This window comes from Streptomyces sp. NPDC060027 (assembly GCF_042737005.1).
In the GTDB taxonomy this organism is placed as follows: Bacteria; Actinomycetota; Actinomycetes; order Streptomycetales; family Streptomycetaceae; genus Streptomyces.
The window spans coordinates 1-21128 of record NZ_JBHWVI010000113.1 but is presented as its reverse complement, the minus strand read 5'-3'; the positions used below and the strand labels follow the sequence as shown (position 1 = coordinate 21128).

Below are 21128 nucleotides of genomic sequence, written 5' to 3'. Positions count from 1 at the left end.
CTCGATTCGGGCACTGCGCAGTTGATCAGACGCTGCCCAGCCGACCCGGCGCGACCGGGGCGCGATGGTGCTCCACCTCGGCCAAGTACTCGGTCATCGCGTTCCGGTTGCGGGTGAGCACCTCGATCCGGTCGGTGAGCTTGTCCCGCTCCGAGGTCAGCAACGCCAGCATCTCCGGGGTCGCGTCCGGGAAATGAATGGACCTGGGCTTGTCCAGGCACGGCAGGATCTGCTTGATGACCCGGGTCGGCAACCCCGCTGCCAGCAGACCGCGTATCTGCTTCACGCGGTCCACATACCGGGCGTCGTAGTCACGGTATCCGTTCGTCGTCCGATCCGGCACGATCAGACCTTGCTCCTCGTAATACCGCAGCAGACGCCGGGACACGCCCGTCAGGCGGCACAGTTCACCGATCCGCACAGGCTCCAGATTAGCCGCGCGGCCCGAGCTTGACCATCACATCAATGTGAGGGTTTCACGATCAGTGCATGACGACCACAACAGCCTCTCCCGCACGACGTGATGTCCTGCCGTGGTCCGCGCTCCTGGCACTGGGCACCGCGGTCTTCATCACCAGCCTGACCGAGACCCTCCCGGCGGGCGTCCTCCCGCAGATGTCCTCCTCCATCGGCGTCAGCTCCGGTGCGGCGGGCCAGACCGTCACCGTGTACGCCACCGGTACAGCCCTCACCGCCATACCGTTGGCCGCCGCCACGGCGGGAATTCGGCGCAAGCCGTTGCTGCTGAGCGCCATGGCCGTCTTCCTGGTCGCGAACACGCTCACGGCTGCCGCGCCCGGCTACGCGGTCCTGCTCGTCTCACGGTTCCTCGCCGGCGTCGCCGCCGGACTCGCATGGGCCATCCTCGCCGGATACGCGCGGCGTATCGCGCCTCCTGGCCAGGAAGGACGGGCCATCGCGATCGCGATGACCGGGATCCCCCTGGCGCTGTCGCTAGGAGTTCCCGCCGGGACACTGATCGGTCAACAGATCGAGTGGCGAGCGTCCTTCGCCGCCGTCTCGGTGGTCACCCTCGCCGTCCTCGGGTGGATCAGCTTCAGCGTTCCCGCCATCAGCCGGCCGACGACACCGGCCGACGAGCCGAAGCCGACCACCCTGCAGACACTGCGGGTCCCCGGGGTCACCGCCACCATGGTCGTCGTCGCGACCTTCGTCCTCGGCCACACGATCCTCTACGCGTACATCGCGCCGTACCTGCGGCACGCCGGCCTCGCCACCGCGGTGGACGCGATCCTGCTGGCCTTCGGCATCGCGTGCCTGGTCAGCATCTGGTACACCGGCCGTCACATCGACCGACACCTTCGCGGGCTCGCGCTGACCGCCGCGACGCTGTTCACCGTCGCCACGGCCGCCTTCGCCACCACCACGGCACAGACCGTCGTCTGGGTCGCGGCCGTCGTGTGGGGCCTGGGATGGGGCGGTACACCCACACTCCTTCAGACCGCGGCCATTCATGCCGGGATGCGACGCGGCCCAGCCGTCGCCGACACCGCGCAAGCCATCCTTGTGACCTTGTGGAACGCCGCCATGGCACTCGGCGGCATCATCGGCGGCGTACTCCTGCAGCGTGTCGACATCACCGCCGACGCCGTCGCCGCGGCTGGGCTCGGAGTCCTCAGCCTGGCCGCGATCACACTCACGCGAAGGCATGCCTTCGCCACAACGAACCAGGACGCACCGTGACACACGAACGCCGCATGTCGGGAGGAATGCCTCCGGCAAGGAGGCCGACAGCGGCCGGGTCCTTCTTGAGACTTGATGGCATGCGGTCGCCGCGACGACCCGCCATCGTGTTGTGGGCGACACACCTCGCGTGAAACAAGTCACGGTTGTGTGCTGTGCCAAACAACCTGCTCCAGCATGTAAGTTCCTGCGTCCAAGGGGTGCGGACTCCCCCGGATCTCACATTCGTGCCAGCACATCTGCGTCCCCTGAGGGAGACATCGCCATGCCCGCACAAGAATCGGCCCACCATCCGCCCCAGCGCATCGGAGTGGTGGCCGAGTCCACTCCCGGGGAGACCCGTGTCGCGGCGACGCCCGCCACAGTGCGCCAGTTGGTGGGGCTGGGCTACGACGTCGTCGTCGAGTCGGACGCCGGCACGGCGTCAGGCTTCGCGGACGACACCTACGGTGACGCGGGAGCGCAGATAGGCGACGCCTGGCAGGCGGACGTCGTACTCAAGGTCAACGCCCCTTCGCCGGGCGAGATCGCGCGCGTGCCCGACGGCGCGACGCTGATCGGGCTGATCAGCCCGGCCCAGCGGTCGGACCTCCTCGCGGAGCTCGCGAGCCGGCCGGTGACCGTACTGGCCCTGGACGCGGTACCGCGGATCTCGCGGGCGCAGTCGATGGACGTGCTCAGTTCCATGGCCAACATCGCGGGCTACCGAGCCGTGATCGAGGCGGCGCACGTGTTCGGGCGCTTCTTCACCGGCCAGGTGACGGCCGCGGGCAAGGTCCCGCCGGCGAAGGTGCTGGTGGCCGGCGTCGGTGTGGCCGGGCTGGCTGCCATCGGCGCCGCCTCCAGTCTCGGGGCCATCGTTCGGGCGACCGATCCACGACCGGAAGTGGCCGACCAGGTGCGGTCGTTGGGCGGCGAGTACCTCGCGGTGGACGTCGCGCAGGAGGAGAGCACCGACGGCTACGCCAAGGCGACCTCCGCCGACTACGACCGCGCCGCGGCCGAGCTGTACCACGGGCAGGCGAAGGACGTGGACATCGTCATCACGACCGCGCTGATCCCGGGCCGTCCCGCTCCGCGCCTGCTCACGGCGGAGGATGTCGCGGCGATGAAGCCCGGCAGCGTCATCGTCGACATGGCCGCGGCCCAGGGCGGCAACGTCGCGGGAACCGTCGCGGGCCGCACCGTGGTCACCGACAACGACGTGACCATCATCGGCTACACCGATCTCGCGTCCCGGCTGCCCACCCAGGCCTCACAGATGTTCGGCACCAACCTGCTGAACCTGCTCAAGCTGCTGACGCCGGGCAAGGACGGTCGGCTGGTGATCGACTTCGAGGACGTGGTCCAGCGGGCGGTGACCGTGGTGCGCGAGGGCGAGATCACCTGGCCTCCGCCGCCCGTGGCGGTCTCGGCCTCGGCTGCCGCGCAGCCCGCCCCCGTGGCGGCGGTCGCACAGCCGAAGGAGTCGCGACTCACCCCGGCGGCCCGGTTCGGGCTGATCGGCGCGGGCATGCTGGCGATGTTCGCCCTGGTCGCCTTCGCACCGGCGCAACTCGCGGCGAACTTCACGGTCTTCGCGCTGGCGGTGGTGATCGGCTACTACGTGATCGGGAAGGTGCACCACGCGTTGCACACGCCGCTGATGTCCGTCACCAACGCGATCTCCGGGATCGTGGTGATCGGAGCGCTGGTGCAGATCGGGCATGAGAGCGCGGTCGTCACCACGCTCGCGTTCGTGGCGATCCTGCTGACGAGCGTGAACATCTTCGGCGGCTTCGCCGTCACCCGCCGCATGCTGTCCATGTTCTCGAAGGGCTGAGCCGCCATGACTACAACCACAGCCTCCCACGCCGCGGACCTGGTCGCCGCCCTGCTGTTCATCCTCAGCCTGGCGGGGCTGTCCCAGCACCGCACCTCCCGTGCCGGTGTCGTGTACGGCATCGCCGGCATGGCCCTCGCCCTGGTCGCCACCGTCGTGCTCGCGGCACAGAGCATCACCGCGGGCGCGGTCGCGCTGATCGTGGTCGCGATGGTGCTCGGCGCCGTGATCGGCATCTGGCGAGCGCGGCAGGTCGAGATGACCCAGATGCCCGAACTCATCGCCGTACTGCACAGCTTCGTCGGTCTCGCCGCGGTCCTGGTCGGCTGGAACAGCTACCTGGAGGTCGAGGCGCACGGAACCGCGCAGACACACGTCACGGCCGACCTGCTGGAGATCCACCACGCGGAGGTGTTCATCGGCATCTTCATCGGCGCGGTCACCTTCACCGGCTCGATCGTCGCGTTCCTCAAGCTGTCGGCGCGGGTCAAGTCCCGTCCGCTGGTTCTGCCGGGCAAGAACGTGCTCAACATCGCGGCGGTGGTGGCGTTCGTGGCGCTGACGGCCTGGTTCACGATCAGCCCGAGCCTCGGTCTGATGATCGCCGTGACCGTGCTCGCGCTCGTCCTGGGCTGGCATCTCGTCGCCTCGATCGGCGGCGGCGACATGCCCGTCGTCGTCTCCATGCTCAACAGCTACTCCGGCTGGGCCGCGGCGGCGGCGGGATTCCTGCTCGACAACAACCTGCTGATCGTCACGGGCGCGCTGGTCGGTTCCTCGGGTGCCTACCTGTCCTACATCATGTGCAAGGCGATGAACCGGTCCTTCTTCTCGGTCATCGCGGGCGGCTTCGGCATCGAGGCGGCCGCGGACGGGAACGAGGAACAGGGCGAGCACCGCGAGGTCCACGCCCAGGAGGTGGCTGAGCTCCTGGCGCAGGCCCGGTCCGTCGTCATCACCCCCGGGTACGGCATGGCCGTGGCACAGGCGCAGCACCCGGTCGCCGAGCTCACGCGTCAACTGCGGGAGCGCGGCGTGGAGGTCCGCTTCGGCGTCCACCCCGTGGCGGGCCGGCTGCCCGGGCACATGAACGTGCTGCTGGCCGAGGCCAAGGTGCCGTACGACATCGTTCTGGAGATGGACGAGATCAACGACGACCTCGCCGACACTTCTGTCGTCCTGGTCATCGGCGCCAACGACACCGTCAACCCGGCCGCGACGGATGATCCCACCAGCCCGATCGCGGGCATGCCGGTGCTGCGGGTGTGGGAGGCGGAGCAGGTCGTCGTCTTCAAGCGCTCCATGGCCTCCGGCTACGCGGGCGTGCAGAACCCGCTGTTCTTCCGCGAGAACAGCGGCATGCTCTTCGGCGATGCCAAGCAGAGCGTCGAGGAGATCCTTCGCGCCCTCGGCTCCGACCCCCGCACCCAGGCGCCGAGCGAAGCGGCTCTCGCCCGCTGAGGTCCGCGCCCGTCGAGGCCCGACCTGGCCCGAGCGCACCGCCCCCGGTGAGCCGCTCCCGTTCGTGCGGTGGGGGCCGGTCCTCGGGAGCCACCGCAGGCCACCCCGTACGGTGCGCGGGCCCCGGAGCGCCGCTCCGGGGCACGCGTGGTGACCCGCCCGGTGTGCCGCTCCCGGGTCACGCGTCCCGGTACGCCTCGAGAAGCCGCAGCCACACCTCGCTGACCGTCGGATAGGACGGGACGGCGTGCCACAGGCGGTCGATCGGTACCTCTCCTACGACGGCGACGGTCGCGGAGTGGATCAGTTCGCCGACGCCCGGGCCGACCAGGGTGAGACCGCGGACGATCTCGCGGTCGAGGTCGACCACCATGCGGGCCTTGCCGCGGTAGCCGTCCGCGTACAGGCCGGCGCCGGCCACCGAGGCCATGTCGACGTCCACGGCCCGGACCCGGTGCCCGGCCTGTTCCGCCTCCGCGAGGGAGAGGCCCACGGCCGCCGCCTCCGGGTCGGTGAAGACGCACTGCGGGACGGCCGCGTGGTCGGCGGTCGCGGAGTGCGCGCCCCACGGGTTCGTCTCCAGCAGCGGCACCCCCGCGGCGCGGGCGGCGATGGCGGCGCCGGCGATCCGGGCCTGGTACTTGCCCTGATGGGTGAGCAGGGCGCGGTGGTTGACGTCGCCGACCGCGTACAGCCACTCGCTGCCGACGACCCTGAGGCTGTCGTCGACGTCGAGCCACGAACCCGCTTCCAGGCCGACCGTCTCCAGGCCGATGTCCTCGGTGCGCGGCGCGCGGCCGGTGGCGAAGAGGATCTCGTCGGCCTCGATGCGGTCACCGGTGTCGGTGAGCGCGACCACGGTCGAGCCCTCGCGCGAGACAGCGGTCACCGAGGTGCCGGTGCGCACGTCCGCGCCCGCCTCGGCCAGGGCCTCGGCGACCAGTTCCCCGGCGAAGGGCTCCATGCGGGGCAGCAGGCCCTTGCCGCGGACCAGCAGGGTGACCTGGGAGCCGAGGGCCTGCCAGGCCGTGGCCATCTCGGCGGCGACCACGCCGCCGCCCACCACGATCAGCCGTCCGGGCACCTCGTGCGCGCTGGTGGCCTCACGGCTCGTCCAGGGCTTGACCTGGGCGAGCCCCGGAAGATCGGGGAGCTGGGCGCGCGTGCCGGTGCAGACGGCGACCGCGTGCCGGGCGGTCAGCGCCTGGCGTGCGCCGTCGGGTCCGTCGACCGTCACGGTGCGTGATCCGGAGAGTCGGCCGTGGCCGCGGTAGAAGGCGGCTCCGATGCCGTCCAGCCAGGCGAGCTGGCCGTCGTCCTTCCAGTCGGAGGTGAACCAGTCGCGGTGGGCGAGCACCGCGGGGGCGTCGAGGGGTCCTTGCACCGCTTGGGCGAGACCGGGTACGCGGCGGGCGTCGGCGCGGGCGATGGCCGGGCGAAGGAGTGCCTTGCTGGGCATGCACGCCCAGTACGAGCACTCGCCGCCGACGAGCTCGCTCTCCACGACCGCGGTGGAGAGGCCGGCGGCGCGGGCGCGGTCGGCGACGTTCTCCCCCACGGGTCCGGCACCGAGCACCACGACGTCGTAGGCGATGGATTCCGTTTCCGTCATGGGGCCAGTCTGGTTGCTGGTGTGCGCCGTGGCCACACGGGTACGGGCGCGGAATACGCCTCCGGTGGGTGGCGTTGTGGAAACCGGCATGACCCGGACGTGAGGAAGAGGGAAAACGCATGAGCAGCACCGTGGAGCTCACCAAGGAGAACTTCGACCAGACGGTCACGGACAACGAGTTCGTCCTGATCGACTTCTGGGCGTCCTGGTGCGGGCCGTGCCGTCAGTTCGCCCCGGTCTACGAGAAGGCCGCCGAGGCCAACCCCGACCTGGTCTTCGCCAAGGTCGACACGGAGGCGCAGCCGGAGCTGGCCGCCGCCTTCGACATCCAGTCGATTCCGACCCTGATGATCGTCCGCGATCAGGTCGCGATCTTCGCCCAGCCCGGAGCGCTGCCCGCGGCCGCCCTCGACGACGTCATCGGTCAGGCCCGGAAGCTGGACATGGACGAGGTCCGCAAGTCGGTCGCGGCCCAGCAGGCCAAGGGCGCCGAGTAGGGCCCGGGATCCTCTAGAAGGGGTACGCGGCCACGTCCCCGCGCACCGTCGTCCACCGCACGTCGGTGAAGGCCTCCAGATTGGCCTCACCGCCGAAGCGGGCGCCGGTGCCGGAGGCGGCGGTACCGCCGAAGGGAGCGACGGCCTCGTCATTGACGGTCTGGTCGTTGATGTGGACGATTCCGGTCGGGATGCGCTCGGCGAGGTCGAGGCCGCGCGCGGTGTCCCGGGTGACGATGCCCAGCGCCAGGCCGTACGGTCCCGCGGACGCGAGGGCCGCCGCCTCGTCCAGGCCGCTGAAGGAACGGACCGGCGCGACCGGACCGAAGACCTCCTCGGCGTACGCGGGGGTCGCGTCGTCGACTCCGGCGAGCACCGTCGGCCGGTAGAAGAGCCGGTCGTGCGTACCGCCCGCCGCCAGCTTCGCGCCGTGTGCCGTGCTGGATTCCACCAACCCGTGGATCTTGGCGAGTTGGGCGTCGTCGATGATGGGTCCGAGGTGCACCTGTTCGCGGTGCGGGTCGCCGACGGCCAGCGAGTCGGCCTTGGCGGCCAGCCGCTCGACGTACTCCTCGTACAGCGAGGCGTGGACCAGGTGGCGGCCGGTCGTCATGCAGATCTGGCCCTGGTGGAAGAACGAACCCCAGGCCGCCGTGGAGATGACCGCGTCGAGATCGGCGTCCGCGAGGACGACCAGGGCGGAGTTCCCGCCCAACTCCAGGTGTGCGCGCTTGAGATGACGGCCCGCCGCCTCACCGACCGCGCGTCCGGCGGCGGTCGAGCCCGTGAAGGAGATGACCGGGACCAAGGGGTCGGCGACCAGTGCGCGGCCGGCCTCGGGGCCTCCGGGCAGCACCTGCAGCAGCCCGTCCGGAAGTCCCGCCTCGGCGAGGACGGCGGCGAGCGCGAGGCCGCCGCACACGGCGGTGCGCGGGTCCGGTTTCAGGACGACGCCGTTGCCGAGCGCGAGCGCCGGGGCGACTGAGCGGATCGAGAGGATCAGCGGCGCGTTGAAGGGCGCGATCACGCCCACGACCCCGACCGGGACGCGTCGCGTGTACGACAGGCGCGGCGCCTCCGAGGGCAGGACCTGGCCCGTCGGGCGCGAGGCGAGAGCGGCCGCCTCGTAGCACTCCTGGGCGGCGACGTGCAGCTCGAAGTCCGCCTTGCCCGGGATGGAGCCGGACTCCCGCACGATCCAGTCGCGCAGCTCGTCGGCGTGCGCCGTGAAGAGGTCCCCCGCTCTGCGCAGTACGGCGGCGCGCGCGAAGTGCGGGGCCCTGGTCCACTCGGCCTGGGCGGCGCGGGCGGTCCGCGCGGCCGTCGCGATGTCCTCGGCGGCGGCGAGCGTGACGGTGCCGAGGCCCTCACCGGTGGCGGGCTCGGTGACGGCGTACTCACCGCCCGAGAGCGGGCGGGACTGCCAGGTCGTGGGGTCGAGCAGCGGCATGTCGGCTCTCCGATCGTTCACTGATCACCAGCGGACCTCGGCGGTCCCCTACGGCTCGGGGCTTCTGTCTCTTCCGGTGTCTCTTCCGGGACTTCCGGGGCTTCAGGGGCCTTCGGGTCCCTGTCTCGGGGACCTGGCGAACTCACAGGGCGAGTGGAAGTCCCGTGTAGTTCGCGGCCAGTTCGGCGGCGGCGGGACGGGATGCCGTGATCCGGCGCAGTCGTGCGAGCTGCATCCGGGTCTCGAAGGCATCGCCATCTTGTTGAGCGTGCAACATCCTAGTCATGTCGTACGAGAAGCGCGTCGCCTGCCACACACGCTCGAGAGCCAGATCCGAGTAACGGTCCAGGAGTTCACTCGATCCGGTGTGCCGCAGCTCGGCGAAACCGCGCGCCAGGAGCCGCACGTCGGACACCGCGAGGTTGAGCCCCTTGGCACCGGTCGGCGGCACGATGTGGGCGGCGTCCCCGGCGAGGAACAGCCGCCCGTGGCGCAGGGGTTCGTGGACCCAACTGCGCATCGGGGTGACCGACTTGGCAGTGACGGGGCCACGCTCCAACCGCCAGTCCCCGTCGACGGCGAAACGCGCGGCCAGCTCGTCCCAGACGCGTTCGTCGGGCCAGTCGGCGGCGTCGGTGCCGTTCGGGACCTGGAGGTAGAGCCGGGAGACCGACGGGGAACGCATGCTGTGCAGGGCGAAGCCGGTGGCGCCCCGGGCGTAGATCAACTCCTCGCAGGAGGGCGGCACATCGGCGAGGATCCCGAGCCAGGAGTACGGATAGTCGTGCGCGTACGAGCGGCTCGTCCCGGCCGGGAACGCGGCGCGCGCGATGCCGTGGAAGCCGTCGCAGCCGACCACGTAGTCGCAGCTCAATGTCCGCTCGCGCCCTTCGTGCACGAACCGCACGACGGGTGAGTCGCTCTCCGGCTTCTCCACGGCCAGCGCCTCCGCCTCGAACAACAGCGGTGGCCCGCCCTCGAGTTGGAGGGCGACGAGATCCTTCACGATCTCCGTCTGGGCGTAGATCGTGACCGTACGGCCGCCCGTGAGCACGGGGAAGTCGATGTGGTGGCGCTCGCGGTCGAAGCGCAGCTCGATGCCGTGGTGGACCAGGCCCTCGGCGTCCAGCCGCCCTCCCGCGCCGCACGCGCGCAGCGCGTCGACCGTGCCCTGTTCCAGCATGCCGGCCCGCTGGCGCCGCTCCACGTACGCGCGCGTCCTGCACTCCAGGACGACGCAGTCGATCCCCGTCCGGTGCAGCAGCCGGGCCAGCAGAAGCCCTGCCGGGCCGCCGCCGATGACGCCGACCGTGGTCCGCATGACGCGCCTCCGGTGTCCGATGCCGCCGGGCGGAGCTCCGGCGGGGGACCAGCCCCGGCCGCGCGGGCCGGGCGAACAGGCCCAGCCTCTCTCAGCTGGACGCGCGGTGCACGACGCGTGCGCCCAGTACCTCGTGCGTCTCGGGCTCGGCGCCCGGCTCACGGACGGCGCGGTCGACCAGTTCGGCGAGGTCCCGGCCGGAGGGCAGCTCGATGTGGACGGTGCTCAGCCGGGGCCGGAGCAGCCGGCCGAGCATGAGGTCGTCGGCGCCGACGACGGCGGCCTCGTCCGGGACGGCTACGCCCTCGTCCTGAAGCGCGCGCATGAGGAGCATCGCGTACTCGTCGTTGTACGCGAAGACGGCGTCGAGGCCGAGGGAACGCCAGCGCGCCGCCAGGTCGGCGGCGGCCTCCTCCTCGTACGCCAGGGGAAGCTCGGCCACCGTCGCGTCCGTGCCGTGCAGGGCCCGCCGTACGCCGTCGAGGCGGGGCTTGGAGAAGATCTCCAGGCCCGTCTCCTCGGGCATCACCACGCCGATGCGGCGGCGGCCCACGGACAGCAGATGGACGCCCGCGCAGTGGCCGACACGGTCGTGGTCCATGAGCAGCGCGTGGGCGCCCTCGACCCGTTCGGGGCCCAGCGTGACCACGGCGCGGGCGCCGGCCCGCTTGAGGACCGCCACACCCTGCGTGCCGAGCCCGGTGCCCGGCACGAGGACGGCGACGGGCCGCAACTCGGCCCAGGCGCGGGCGGCCTCGTCGCCGCGCAGCCCGAGGCTGCCGTACTGCACGACGGTGTAGTCGAGCCGGCCGAGCGCCCCCTGGAGCTCGGAGAAGAACTGGCTGTAGAGGGGGCCCACGGGTACGCTCGGGGCGGGCATCAGGACCATGCGGCTGTGCCCGGCGCGCAGACTGCGGGCCGCGGCGTGCGGGACGTACCCGAGTTCCTCGGCGGCCTCCCGGACCCGGCGCCGGGTGGGTTCGCTGATGCGGACGGCACTGGTGTTGTTCAGGACGTACGAGACGGTGGCGCGCGAGACACCCGCGAGGCGTGCCACGTCGGCACTCGTCGGCACCGGTCGTTGCGCGGGCGACTGCTGGGCGGGCTGCTTCGGTATCTGCACCATGACGTACCGCATCCTTGCAGAACCCCTGAACGCCGCTTCGTGCCGGGGCACCCGGACGGCTCCCCGACGCCCGGAACTCCCCCTTCCGCAAAGCGAGTTGCTCATCCCGTACCGATGAGCCCGCACAGAGGTTACCGTTCGGTAGACAACTGCTTCGGAGGTGACCCGGATGGCTCCCGACCGTGCCGCAGGCCTGACCGAGAGCGTGCGTGCCCTGGCCGACGGCGAGGTGACCTCGCGCGAGCTCGTCGAGCGGGCGCTCGCCCGGATCGAGGCCGCCCGGCCCACGCTGAACGCCTTCCGGCTGGTGCGCGCCGAGGCGGCCCTCGCCGAGGCCGACGCGGCGGACAAGGAGCTGGCGGCGGGCCGCCGGCTGCCGCTGCTCGGGGTGCCGCTGGCGGTGAAGGACGACATGGACGTGGCGGGCGAGCCGACCGCGTTCGGCTGCCCGGGCGACTTCCCGCCGGTGGCCGAGGACGGCGAGGCGGTCCGCAGGCTGCGCGCGGCCGGTGCCGTCGTGATCGGCAAGACCAACACCTGTGAGCTGGGCCAGTGGCCCTTCACCGAGGGCCCGGCCTTCGGCGCGACCCGCAACCCCTGGCACCACGGGCACACTCCGGGCGGCTCGTCGGGAGGCTCCGCGGCCGCCGTGGCCGCGGGTCTGGTCCCCGCCGCGCTGGGCTCGGACGGCGCGGGCTCCGTGCGCATCCCGGCCGCATGGACGCACTTGATCGGCATCAAGCCGCAGCGCGGCCGGATCTCGACCTGGCCGCGCCCGGAGTCCTTCCAGGGCATCACGGTCAACGGCACACTCGCCCGCACGGTCGCGGACGCGGCCCTGCTGCTGGACGCGGCCAGCGGCCACCACGAGGGCGATCTGCACCGGCCCGCCGCGCTGCGCGTCCGTGACGCCGTGGACCGCGATCCGGGCCGGCTGCGCATCGCACTGTCGCTGAAACCGCCCTTCACCGCGCTGCCCGCCCGGCTCGACCCCGCCGTACGGGCGAAGGTCGTCGCGCTCGCGGAGCGGCTCGCCGGGCTCGGGCACACGGTGGAGGAGGCCGATCCGCGCTACGGGCAGATCGGGCTCACGTTCGTCCCGCGCGCCACGGCCGGCATCGCGGAGCACGTGCGTGACGTGCCGTTCCCCCAACTCCTCGACCGGCGCACCCGCGACGCGGCGCGCCTCGGCCGGCTGCTCGGCGGAGCGCCGCTGCGGGTGGCCCGCCGGGCCGAGGCCACCCTGCACCGGCGCATCGGCGCCCTCTTCGACACCTACGACGTCTTGCTCGCGCCGACGACCGCCGCTCCCCCGCCGAGGATCGGCGAGCTGCTCGGCCTGAGCGGCTTCGGCACCGACCGGGCCATGATCGCCGCCTGCCCGTACGCCTGGCCGTGGAACATCCTCGGCTGGCCCGGCGTGAACGTCCCCGCGGGCTTCGTCGGCGAAGGGCTCCCGGTCGGCGCGCAGTTGCTCGGCCCGGCGGACAGCGAGCCGTTGCTCGTGTCGCTGGCGGCGCAGTTGGAGGCGGACCGGCGCTGGCACGAGGAGTGGCCGACATACGAGGCCGTCGCGGACTCCCCGGCCGCGTAAGGGAGTTCCAGCCTTACGCTGTGACCATGGGCGATGCGTCGATGGTCGGTTTGATGGGGCGGGTCTCCGGCACGGTCGGGCCCGGGCTCGTCGGCGAGGTGATCGTCCGGGTGCGCGGTGGCGCCGAGCACTTCCTCGCCTACCCGGCCTCCTCGAAGGACCGCATCGAACGGGGCACGGTGGTGATGGTGGTGGAGTACCTGCCGCCGCGCACGGTGTACGTCTCGGCCGCGTACGACGACTGACGAGCACCGGGACGAGGGTCGGCGGCGCTCACGGCTTTCGCCCGTGCGGCGGGGTCGAGGGCAGGCTCGGCCCGAGCCTGCCCGCGCGGCGACGCCGAAGGTACCCGACCGCCCCCCTGGAAGGGCAGCGAACTCACTCCGCCTGTACGACAGTTGAGCCGACCTCGTCCCAGGTGAGAGTCGTATGCGTCAAGAACGCAACAAGGATTCGCCGACCTCTGTACCCGGGTGTCGGCAAGGAGCACACTCCCGTTCGTTCGGTGCCGACAGGGCACCATCCAAAGGGGGCGTATGCCGATGGTCATCGGCGTCGTGGCGGGGGCGGTTGTCCTCGCACTGATCTTCATCGTTGTGGTCTTCAAGCTCATGTGGCGTGTCGCGGAGCCCAACGAAGCACTCATCATCTCCGGTTCGAAGCACCGGACCGAAGGCCTTGAAGAAGGCATGGGATTCCGCATCGTGACGGGGCGCGGCACGCTGGTCATGCCGGGTGTGCAGGCGGTACGGAAGATCTCGCTCGACCTCAACGAGACCGAACTGCACGTGGACTGCGTGACCACCCAGGGCATTCCGCTGAAGGTGCGGGGCGTGGTCATCTTCAAGGTGGGCGACGACTTCGTGTCGATCGCCAACGCGGGCCGCCGCTTCCTCGACCAGCAGAAGATGATGGCCGAGCGGGTGCACAACGTGTTCGCCGGTCATCTGCGGTCCATCGTCGGCGGGTTGACCGTCGAGGACATGATCCGCGACCGGGAGAAGCTGACCGGCCAGACGCGGGCCGCGTGCGGTACGGAGATGGAGAAGCTCGGTCTGATCGTCGACTCGCTGCAGATCCACGAGATCGAGGACCCGACCGGGTACATCAAGAACCTCGCGATGCCGCACGCCGCCGCCGTCCAGCGGGACGCGCGCATCGCGCAGGCGGAGGCGAACCGGCTGGCCACCGAGGCCGAGCAGAAGGCCGCGGCCCGGATGTCGGAGGCGACCCGGGACAGCGAGATCCTCCAGGCCGGCTACCAGGCCGAGCGCGACAAGGCGGCGGCGAAGGCCCGGCAGGCCGGACCGCTCGCCGACGCCGCGGCCCGGCAGGACGTCGTCGTGCAGGAGACCCGGATCGCCGAGCTCGACGCCCTCCGTCGTGAGCAGCAGCTCCAGGCGGACGTCCGCAAGCCCGCGGACGCCCAGGCGTACGAGACGCGGGCCCGTGCCGAGGCCGAGCGTGACGCGCGCATCTCGGCGGCACAGGCCAAGGCCAAGGAGACCGAACTGGCCGCCGCGGCCGAGGCGAACCGGGTCAAGACCGCCGCCGACGCGGAGGCAGAGGCCACGAAGGCCCGGGGTGCGGCCGCCGCGACGGCGACCCGCGCCACCGGTGAGGCCGAGGCGGCAGCCGCCCAGGCCAAGGGTCTCGCCGCCGCCGAGGCGACCCGCGCACAGGGCCTCGCGGAGGCGGAGACCATCAAGGCGCGGGCCGCCGCACTCGCCGAGAACCAGGAGGCGGTGGTCGCCCAGCAACTCGCCGAGAACTGGCCGGAGATCGTCCAGGCGGGCGCGAGCGCGTTCGGCAACGTGGATCACATGGTGCTGCTCAACGGGGCCGACGGCATGTCGGACCTGTTCGCCAAGGCGCTCACCATGGGCGGCACCGGCCTGGGCCTGGCACGCCAGTTGCTCTCGTCGATGAACGCGGAGGGGAGTCAGGCCAAGAGCCCGGCGGCGGGGGTCAACGGATTCGTGCCGCCCCGCACCGAGAAGGTGCCCGTCGAGAAGGACGAGAGGTGACGCCGACGGGTGAACGCGCGGGACGCGAGCGAGGGACGAGGGCGACGCGGTGAGGCGCACGGACACGGGCGCTTCGACGCGGTGAGGCTCGGGCGCACGGGCACCGACACGGGCGCTTCGACGCGGTGAGGCTCGGGCGTACGGGAGTTGGAGCACGGCTCCCGTACGCCCGATGCCGTACGGACGTGGACCCGCCCGGCGTCTTCTCCCGCGGGGGCTCTACCGTGGCCCGCGTGACTGCCTCTACCGAAGAAGACGTCCCCGGCCGCTACGGCCCCTCCGCGACCTCCGAGGCCGAGCCCCGCGAGGTCGGCCCCGTGAAGACCGAGTACTCCCCCGCGCACGACGGAGACCCCGATCCCGGCGAGATCGTCTGGACCTGGGTGCCGTTCGAGGAGAACGACGGCCGGGGCAAGGACCGCCCGGTGCTGGTCGTGGCCCGGGAGGTCGCGGGCACGCTGCTCGCCGTCCAGCTCTCCAGCAAGCGCCACGACGGCGACCGCGAGTGGGTCGCTATCGGGAGCGGGCCGTGGGACCGGACCGGGCGGGACTCGTGGGTGGGTGTGGACCGGGTGCTCCGGCTGCACGAGGAGGGGATGCGACGGGAGGCCTGCGCGCTGGACCGGATGCGCTTCAACTCCGTGGTGCACCGGCTGCGGGAGCGGTACGGCTGGCGCTGAGCGTGTGGTTCCGGGGGCGAACCGCCGGAGGAGGGCCCGTCATGTTCCCCTGAGCTCGAATGCGAACGCCTGCTCGAATGCCTGGTGTGTCGTCCGGCCCGGGGTGCGGTCCAGGATTCCGAACACCACGTGGTCGAAGTACCCCGCGAAACGGCCCTCGACCAGCAGTCCCCGGAAGGCGCCCGCCACCTGCGCCGGGTCGTTCCGGAACACCCCGCAGCCCCAGGCGCCGAGGACCAGGCGGCGGTAGCCGTGGGCGGCGGCCGTCTCCAGGACCCGTTCGGCGCGGGTCGCGAGCGCGCCCGGCAGGTCGGCCGCGCGCTGCGGGGTGGCGCGCAGGACGACTCCCGCGTTCGGGGCCGCCGCGGTCAGGAATCCGGCCGGGAACGGCTCGTCGAGGAGCCGGCCGCGGTCGTCACGGAAGACGGGTACGCCGGGTGAGTGGATGACACGGTCCGTGTAGAACGCGTCGCGGTGGGCGCGGTGATGGTCGTAGAACCCCCGGGCCCGCAGCAGGCAGGTGTACAGCGCGGAGGCCCGGCACAGGGCCTCCTCCTGGGCCTGGGCGCCGTTCAGATAGCCGCCCCCGGGATTGCGGGCCGAGGAGAAGTTCAGGACGGCGACCGGATCCCCGCCCAGGGCGGTCAGCCGGCGGGCCGCTTCCAGGCTGCTCTCGCCCGTGACCTCGAACGATGTGCCGACCGAAGTCACCGACGGTGTATCCACCGGTTCCGGTCCGTGCAGGCGCGTACCGGCCCGCGCCGCCTCGACCGCCGGGGCGATGGACACCGCGCCGCCGGCGGGCCCTCGATAGCCGCCCGCCGCCACGATCTCCTCGGTCTCCCGGGCGATCGCACGCAGGCGCGCGCTCATGGCGCCACCCCCGTACGCGCCACGAGCACGGCCTGCGTGCGCTCCCCCGTCGTGCCCATGAACGCATCGTGAGCGATGCTGGTCCTGCGGCGCAACAGAGTTTCGCGGCCCCGCAAACAGTGGTTCCCGGTCCCGAAAGCGACAATTTGCACCCTTGTGCGAACCGCCGCGAGGGTCTTGGGTAGGACAGGTGATTGCCGGTCCGGCCCACCAGACCCCGGGCCGGCGGCATGGTGGAATCTCAGGAGGATCCCCACATGTCCGATTCGGTGAGTGACTGTACGGAGCCACGACGCTCCGCCGTCACCGAGGCCGAAGTGGAGGCGCTAGTCCGCGGCATCTGCTTCAAGACCGGTCCGCCCCGCTTCCTCGGTGTCGAAGTTGAATGGCTCGTCCACGAGCTGCGCAGGCCGCAGCTCCCCGTACCACCTGAACGACTCGAAGCGGCGTACGCCGCACTGCGGACCCTGCCCCTGCGTTCGGCGCTCACGGTCGAACCCGGTGGACAGCTGGAGCTGAGCTCCGCTCCCGCCACCTCCCTGATGGAGTGCGTGGGGTCCGTCTCGGCCGACCTCGACGCCGTACGCGCAGGCTTGCGCGAGGCGGGACTCGGCCTCAGTGGATACGGCCAGGACCCCTGGAACCCCCCGAGCCGCTATCTCCGTGAGCCCCGGTACGACGCCATGGAGCAGTACCTCGACCGCGCGGGACCCGAGGGCCGCGCCATGATGTGCACGTCGGCCTCCGTCCAGGTGTGCCTGGACGCGGGATACGAGGAACCGGGCCCGCTCGGGCACGGGCGCCGCTGGTGGCTGGCCCACCAGCTCGGCGCGGTCCTGGTGGCCGCGTTCGCCCATTCGCCGATGGCACGGGGCCGCCACACCGGCTGGCGTTCCACACGGCAGTCGCTGTGGGCGTCCATGGACCCGGGCCGCACCGACGCGCCCGCGCTGGGCGGCGACCCGCGCGCCGCCTGGGCCCGGCATGTGCTGGACGCGCCGGTGATGTGCGTGCGTGCGCCCGAGGGGCCCTGGGACGTCCCGGAGGGACTGAGCTTCCGGGACTGGACCCGGTCCGACGAGCCGCCGGACCGGGAGGACCTCGACTACCACCTGACGACGCTGTTCCCGCCGGTGCGGCCGCGCGGTCATCTGGAACTCCGGATGATCGACGCGCAACCGGGCGAGAACGGCTGGATCGTGCCGCTCGCGGTGACGGCGGCGCTCTTCGACGACCCGGACGCGGCCGAGATCGCCTACCGCACCGTCAAGCCTCTCGCGGAGCGGGCCGGCCCGGCTCCGGCGCCCCGCAACCCGCTGTGGGAGGACGCAGCCCGGTTCGGCCTCGCCGATCCGGAGCTGCGCGAGGCCGCGGCGATCTGTTTCGCGGCGGCGTCCGAGGCACTGCCCCGGCTCGGCGCCGGCCCCGAGGTCCTCGACGCGGTGGCGGAGTTCACCGACCGCTACGTGGCACGCGGCCGCTGCCCCGCCGACGACCTGGCCGTCGCGGCCCGGTCCCGGCACGACGGTTCGTCCGGGCGCGGCGCCGAAGGCCGCTCGCAGGGCCGGTTCGACGGGAAGGACATGAGCACATGACCGAGATGACCGCCACCGACGCGCTCACCGATCCGGAGTCGCTGAGGCGGCGCGCGCTGGACGCGCTCACCACGGCCCGCGACCGCACCGCCCTCCTCACCTCGTGTGTGGAGGACCCCGATCTGACCGCGCAGCACTCGCCGTTGATGTCCCCGCTGGTGTGGGACCTCGCGCACATCGGCAACCAGGAGGAGCTGTGGCTGCTGCGGACGGTCGCGGGGCGTGAGGCCATGCGGCCCGAGATCGACCGGCTCTACGACGCGTTCGAGCACCCGCGCTCCGAGCGGCCGTCCCTGCCGCTGCTGGCGCCCGCCGAGGCCCGTACGTACGCCGCCGAGGTGCGCGGCCGGGCGCTGGACGTCCTGGAGAGCACCGCGTTCCGGGGCACCCGGCTGACCGAGGCGGGGTTCGCGTTCGGCATGATCGCGCAGCACGAACAGCAGCACGACGAGACCATGCTGATCACCCATCAGCTCCGCACGGGGCCCGCCGTGCTCACGGCGCCGGACCCCGCGCCCGCGCCGTCGTTCACCGGCCCCGCCGAAGTCCTGGTGCCCGGCGGCCCGTTCGTGATGGGCACCTCCACCGAGCCGTGGGCGCTCGACAACGAACGCCCCGCGCACCGGCGTACGGTCCCGTCGTTCTTCATCGACACCACTCCCGTGACGAACGCCGCGTACCAGGCCTTCATCGAGGACGGCGGTTACGACGAGGCACGCTGGTGGACCCCCGCGGGCTGGGACCACATCCGCACGCACGGCATCGAGGCCCCGCAGTTCTGGCGGCGCGAGGGCGGACAGTGGCTGCGGCGCCGCTTCGGCGTCACCGAGGTCGTGCCGCCCGACGAGCCCGTCCTGCACGTGTGCTGGTACGAGGCCGACGCGTACGCGCGCTGGGCGGGGCGGCGGCTGCCCACCGAGGCCGAGTGGGAGAAGGCGGCCCGCCACGACCCGGTGTCCGGCCGTTCCACGCGCTATCCGTGGGGTGACGCCGGCCCGACACCGGACCACGCCAACCTGGGCCAGCGCCATCTGCGCCCGGCCCCGGCCGGAAGCTATCCGGCGGGTGAGTCGCCGCTCGGCGTACGGCAGTTGATCGGCGACGTGTGGGAGTGGACGTCGAGCGATCTGGAGCCCTACCCCGGCTTCGTGGCCTTCCCCTACCGGGAGTACTCGGAGGTGTTCTTCGGTCCGGAGTACAAGGTGCTGCGCGGCGGTTCGTTCGCGGTGGACCCGGTCGCCTGCCGGGGCACGTTCCGCAACTGGGACTACCCGATCCGGCGGCAGATCTTCTCCGGGTTCCGCACCGCCCGCGACGGGGAGTCCTGATGTGCCGTCATCTGGCGTACCTGGGCGACGCGGAGCGGCTCGGTGCGCTCCTCGTCGAGCCGGAGCACAGCCTGTTCCGGCAGTCGTGGGCGCCCCGGCGGCAGCGGCACGGGACGGTCAACGCCGATGGCTTCGGCGTGGGTTGGTATGCCGAGGGAGACCCGGTGCCGGCCCGGTACCGGCGCACCGGGCCCATCTGGGGCGACCAGTCGTTCGCGGACCTGGCCCGGGTGGTCGGGACCCGGGCGCTGCTCGCCGCGGTGCGGGACGCGACCGTGGCGGGCGCGGACGGCGAGGCCGCGGCGGCGCCGTTCGCCGCGGGCCCCTGGCTGTTCAGCCACAACGGCGCGGTCGCCGGGTGGCCCGACGCGCTCGCCCCGCTCGTATCGGGCCTGCCCCCGGCCGAGTTGCTGTCGCTGGAGGCCCGGTGCGACTCGGCGTTCGTCTGGGCGCTGGTCCTGCACCGGCTGCGCGCCGGTGACGAGGAGAGCCAGGCGCTGGCCGACACGGTCCTGGAGGTCGCCGAGGCGGCTCCCGGGTCCCGGCTCAACCTGCTCCTCACCAACGGCGAGACCATCACCGCGACCGCCTGGGGCGACACCCTCTGGTACCTCGCCGAGCCGGGCCGTCGCACCGTCGTGGCCTCCGAGCCGCACGACGACGACCCGCGCTGGCGGGAGGTCCCCGACCACACCCTCCTCACGGCGAGCCGCACCGAGGTCCTACTCACCCCGCTCAAGGACATGAGCGACGACATGGCATCCGCACAGCGCAAGGAGCCCCGTACGTGAGTCCGTTCCTGCTGACCCGCACCCTTCCCGAGGACACCACGGACGCGGCCCTGCGCGCCGACGTCCTGCACGGCCTCGGACACCTGCCCAAGACACTGCCGCCGAAGTGGTTCTACGACGCCCACGGCAGCGAGCTCTTCGAGAAGATCACCGAACTCCCGGAGTACTACCCGACGCGCGCCGAACGCGAGATCCTGCTCGCGCGGGCCGGCGAGATCGCCGCGGCGAGCGGTGCGCGCACCCTCGTCGAGCTGGGTTCCGGCTCGTCGGAGAAGACCCGCCATCTGCTGGACGCGCTGACGGAGTTGCACACCTACGTACCCGTGGACGTCAGCGAGAGCGCGCTCACCCAGGCCGGACACGCGCTGATCGCCGAGCGGCCGGGCCTGAACGTCCACGCGCTGATCGCCGACTTCACCGGCGGTCTCGCGCTCCCGGGCACCCCCGGGCCGCGGCTCGTGGCCTTCCTCGGCGGCACCATCGGCAATCTGCTGCCCGCCGAGCGCGCGACGTTCCTGGCGTCCGTACGGTCGCTGCTGTCACCCGGCGACACCCTGCTGCTCGGTACCGACCTGGTCAAGGACGAGTCGGTCCTCGTCACCGCCTACGACGACGCGGCGGGGGTGACGGCGGCGTTCAACAAGAACGTGCTGAGCGTCGTCGACCGGGAACTCGGCGCCGATTTCGACCTCGACGCGTTCGAGCATGTCGCGCTCTGGGACGCCGAGCACGAGTGGATCGAGATGCGGCTGCGGTCGCGTACCGCGCAGACCGTGAAGATCCCGGCCCTCGACCTGGCCGTCCACTTCACGGAGGGCGAGGAACTGCGGACCGAGATCTCGGCGAAGTTCCGCGAGGACGGCGTCCGCGGTGAACTGGCCGCGGCGGGCTTCGGCCTGACCCACTGGTGGACGGACGCGGAGGGCCGCTTCGCCCTGTCGCTGAGCTCGGCGGCGTAGCACCCTGTCCGGGCTGTCACGGCGGAGGTGCGCGGTCGGGGCCGGGACGGCGGCCGCACAGCCCGGTGTTCGCCGTGGCGGCCCGGACAGGTCCTGGTGCGGGAGGCCGCGCCCTCACCTTCGGTCGGCCTCGAGGATCTTCGTGATGCGGCCGGAGGCGCGCCGGGCCTCCGTGGCCGGGTCGGCTCCGCCGAGGATCTTCGACATGCAGTCCTTGATCGGGTTGTCGGCCTCGACGGCGGCCCACTGGGGTGAGGCCGGGGTCGCCCGGCCGTGTGCGGCACCCCC

The 21128-nt window shown here is 72.1% G+C and carries 18 protein-coding genes and 1 pseudogene; 12 read left to right on the top strand and 7 right to left on the bottom strand.

Annotated features, from left to right (window positions below; genetic code table 11):
* Positions 1-25 precede the first annotated feature (25 nt).
* Positions 26-421, bottom strand: a complete 396-nt coding sequence (locus ACFWBT_RS25515) for a MerR family transcriptional regulator (RefSeq protein WP_385704362.1) — start codon at positions 419-421, stop codon at positions 26-28.
* Positions 422-489: 68 nt separating this feature from the next.
* Here ACFWBT_RS25515 and ACFWBT_RS25510 point away from each other — a divergent pair, with 68 nt between their 5' ends.
* The 3 genes from ACFWBT_RS25510 to pntB all read left to right on the top strand — a co-directional run bounded on the left by ACFWBT_RS25510 (position 490) and on the right by pntB (position 4987).
* The gene (locus tag ACFWBT_RS25510) at positions 490-1704 is read left to right on the top strand and encodes an MFS transporter (protein WP_385704360.1); all 1215 of its coding nucleotides are present in this window, start codon (positions 490-492) and stop codon (positions 1702-1704) included.
* 265 nt (positions 1705-1969) lie between these two features.
* On the top strand, positions 1970-3526 hold the full coding sequence (locus tag ACFWBT_RS25505; protein WP_385704358.1) for a Re/Si-specific NAD(P)(+) transhydrogenase subunit alpha: 1557 nt from the start codon (positions 1970-1972) through the stop codon (positions 3524-3526).
* 6 nt (positions 3527-3532) lie between these two features.
* Positions 3533-4987 (top strand): Re/Si-specific NAD(P)(+) transhydrogenase subunit beta, encoded by a 1455-nt coding sequence (pntB, locus tag ACFWBT_RS25500; protein ID WP_385704355.1) that lies wholly within the window; start codon positions 3533-3535, stop codon positions 4985-4987.
* Between the two features lie 178 nt (positions 4988-5165).
* Here the strand turns inward: pntB and ACFWBT_RS25495 are convergent, their stop codons facing one another.
* A complete protein-coding gene (locus ACFWBT_RS25495) occupies positions 5166-6599 on the bottom strand; it encodes a dihydrolipoyl dehydrogenase family protein (protein WP_385704352.1) in 1434 nt (477 codons plus the stop codon).
* Between the two features lie 119 nt (positions 6600-6718).
* Between ACFWBT_RS25495 and trxA the strand changes: the two genes are divergently transcribed.
* A complete protein-coding gene (gene trxA, locus ACFWBT_RS25490) occupies positions 6719-7096 on the top strand; it encodes a thioredoxin (protein ID WP_385704349.1) in 378 nt (125 codons plus the stop codon).
* A 13-nt stretch (positions 7097-7109) separates the two neighbouring features.
* On the opposite strand, the gene ACFWBT_RS25485 is transcribed toward trxA, so the two are convergent.
* From ACFWBT_RS25485 to ACFWBT_RS25475, 3 genes are all read right to left on the bottom strand, one after another.
* The gene (locus ACFWBT_RS25485; protein ID WP_385704381.1) at positions 7110-8546 is read right to left on the bottom strand and encodes an aldehyde dehydrogenase family protein; all 1437 of its coding nucleotides are present in this window, start codon (positions 8544-8546) and stop codon (positions 7110-7112) included.
* Positions 8547-8688: 142 nt separating this feature from the next.
* Complete coding sequence (locus ACFWBT_RS25480; RefSeq protein WP_385704348.1) at positions 8689-9867, bottom strand: 4-hydroxybenzoate 3-monooxygenase; 1179 nt, start codon at positions 9865-9867, stop codon at positions 8689-8691.
* Positions 9868-9958: 91 nt separating this feature from the next.
* A complete protein-coding gene (locus ACFWBT_RS25475; RefSeq protein WP_385704345.1) occupies positions 9959-10993 on the bottom strand; it encodes a LacI family DNA-binding transcriptional regulator in 1035 nt (344 codons plus the stop codon).
* A 169-nt stretch (positions 10994-11162) separates the two neighbouring features.
* Between ACFWBT_RS25475 and ACFWBT_RS25470 the strand changes: the two genes are divergently transcribed.
* The 4 genes from ACFWBT_RS25470 (at position 11163) to ACFWBT_RS25455 (ending at position 15294) form a co-directional block, all read left to right on the top strand.
* Positions 11163-12587 carry an amidase gene (locus tag ACFWBT_RS25470; RefSeq protein WP_385704344.1) on the top strand — a complete coding sequence of 475 codons (1425 nt, stop codon included), beginning with the start codon at positions 11163-11165 and terminating at the stop codon, positions 12585-12587.
* A gap of 20 nt (positions 12588-12607) precedes the next feature.
* On the top strand, positions 12608-12832 hold the full coding sequence (locus ACFWBT_RS25465; RefSeq protein ID WP_385704342.1) for a hypothetical protein: 225 nt from the start codon (positions 12608-12610) through the stop codon (positions 12830-12832).
* Positions 12833-13123: 291 nt separating this feature from the next.
* On the top strand, positions 13124-14614 hold the full coding sequence (locus ACFWBT_RS25460; RefSeq protein WP_385704340.1) for a flotillin family protein: 1491 nt from the start codon (positions 13124-13126) through the stop codon (positions 14612-14614).
* A 233-nt stretch (positions 14615-14847) separates the two neighbouring features.
* The gene (locus ACFWBT_RS25455; protein WP_385704337.1) at positions 14848-15294 is read left to right on the top strand and encodes a type II toxin-antitoxin system PemK/MazF family toxin; all 447 of its coding nucleotides are present in this window, start codon (positions 14848-14850) and stop codon (positions 15292-15294) included.
* Between the two features lie 39 nt (positions 15295-15333).
* Here ACFWBT_RS25455 and ACFWBT_RS25450 read toward each other — a convergent pair whose 3' ends face one another.
* Positions 15334-16167, bottom strand: coding sequence for a TIGR02452 family protein (locus tag ACFWBT_RS25450; protein WP_385704334.1), 834 nt, complete (start codon positions 16165-16167; stop codon positions 15334-15336).
* Between the two features lie 257 nt (positions 16168-16424).
* On the opposite strand from ACFWBT_RS25450, the gene egtA reads away from it, so the two are divergent.
* The 4 genes from egtA to egtD are packed head-to-tail and all read left to right on the top strand — an operon-like array spanning position 16425 to position 20840.
* Positions 16425-17762, top strand: coding sequence for an ergothioneine biosynthesis glutamate--cysteine ligase EgtA (gene egtA / locus ACFWBT_RS25445; RefSeq protein WP_385704332.1), 1338 nt, complete (start codon positions 16425-16427; stop codon positions 17760-17762).
* Complete coding sequence (gene egtB, locus ACFWBT_RS25440) at positions 17759-19090, top strand: ergothioneine biosynthesis protein EgtB (RefSeq protein ID WP_385704331.1); 1332 nt, start codon at positions 17759-17761, stop codon at positions 19088-19090. The genes egtA and egtB overlap by 4 nt, the downstream gene beginning before the upstream one ends.
* Positions 19090-19881, top strand: a complete 792-nt coding sequence (gene egtC, locus ACFWBT_RS25435) for an ergothioneine biosynthesis protein EgtC (RefSeq protein WP_385704328.1) — start codon at positions 19090-19092, stop codon at positions 19879-19881. Before egtB ends, egtC begins: the two co-directional genes overlap by 1 nt.
* Positions 19878-20840, top strand: coding sequence for an L-histidine N(alpha)-methyltransferase (gene egtD / locus ACFWBT_RS25430; protein WP_385704327.1), 963 nt, complete (start codon positions 19878-19880; stop codon positions 20838-20840). Before egtC ends, egtD begins: the two co-directional genes overlap by 4 nt.
* 114 nt (positions 20841-20954) lie before the next feature.
* On the opposite strand, the pseudogene ACFWBT_RS25425 reads toward egtD, so the two are convergent.
* A pseudogene (locus ACFWBT_RS25425) lies at positions 20955-21128 on the bottom strand (sugar transporter); the annotation flags it as partial.

Coding starts and splice junctions, on each gene's coding strand:
- egtA (WP_385704332.1), top strand. CDS start 16,425: ATGTCCGATTCGGTGAGTGACTGTACGGAGCCACGACGCTCCGCCGTC.
- ACFWBT_RS25480 (WP_385704348.1), bottom strand. CDS start 9,867: ATGCGGACCACGGTCGGCGTCATCGGCGGCGGCCCGGCAGGGCTTCTG.
- ACFWBT_RS25460 (WP_385704340.1), top strand. CDS start 13,124: ATGCCGATGGTCATCGGCGTCGTGGCGGGGGCGGTTGTCCTCGCACTG.
- ACFWBT_RS25510 (WP_385704360.1), top strand. CDS start 490: ATGACGACCACAACAGCCTCTCCCGCACGACGTGATGTCCTGCCGTGG.
- ACFWBT_RS25470 (WP_385704344.1), top strand. CDS start 11,163: ATGGCTCCCGACCGTGCCGCAGGCCTGACCGAGAGCGTGCGTGCCCTG.
- ACFWBT_RS25485 (WP_385704381.1), bottom strand. CDS start 8,546: ATGCCGCTGCTCGACCCCACGACCTGGCAGTCCCGCCCGCTCTCGGGC.
- ACFWBT_RS25475 (WP_385704345.1), bottom strand. CDS start 10,993: ATGGTGCAGATACCGAAGCAGCCCGCCCAGCAGTCGCCCGCGCAACGA.
- ACFWBT_RS25450 (WP_385704334.1), bottom strand. CDS start 16,167: ATGAGCGCGCGCCTGCGTGCGATCGCCCGGGAGACCGAGGAGATCGTG.
- trxA (WP_385704349.1), top strand. CDS start 6,719: ATGAGCAGCACCGTGGAGCTCACCAAGGAGAACTTCGACCAGACGGTC.
- egtB (WP_385704331.1), top strand. CDS start 17,759: ATGACCGAGATGACCGCCACCGACGCGCTCACCGATCCGGAGTCGCTG.
- ACFWBT_RS25505 (WP_385704358.1), top strand. CDS start 1,970: ATGCCCGCACAAGAATCGGCCCACCATCCGCCCCAGCGCATCGGAGTG.
- ACFWBT_RS25495 (WP_385704352.1), bottom strand. CDS start 6,599: ATGACGGAAACGGAATCCATCGCCTACGACGTCGTGGTGCTCGGTGCC.
- egtC (WP_385704328.1), top strand. CDS start 19,090: ATGTGCCGTCATCTGGCGTACCTGGGCGACGCGGAGCGGCTCGGTGCG.
- pntB (WP_385704355.1), top strand. CDS start 3,533: ATGACTACAACCACAGCCTCCCACGCCGCGGACCTGGTCGCCGCCCTG.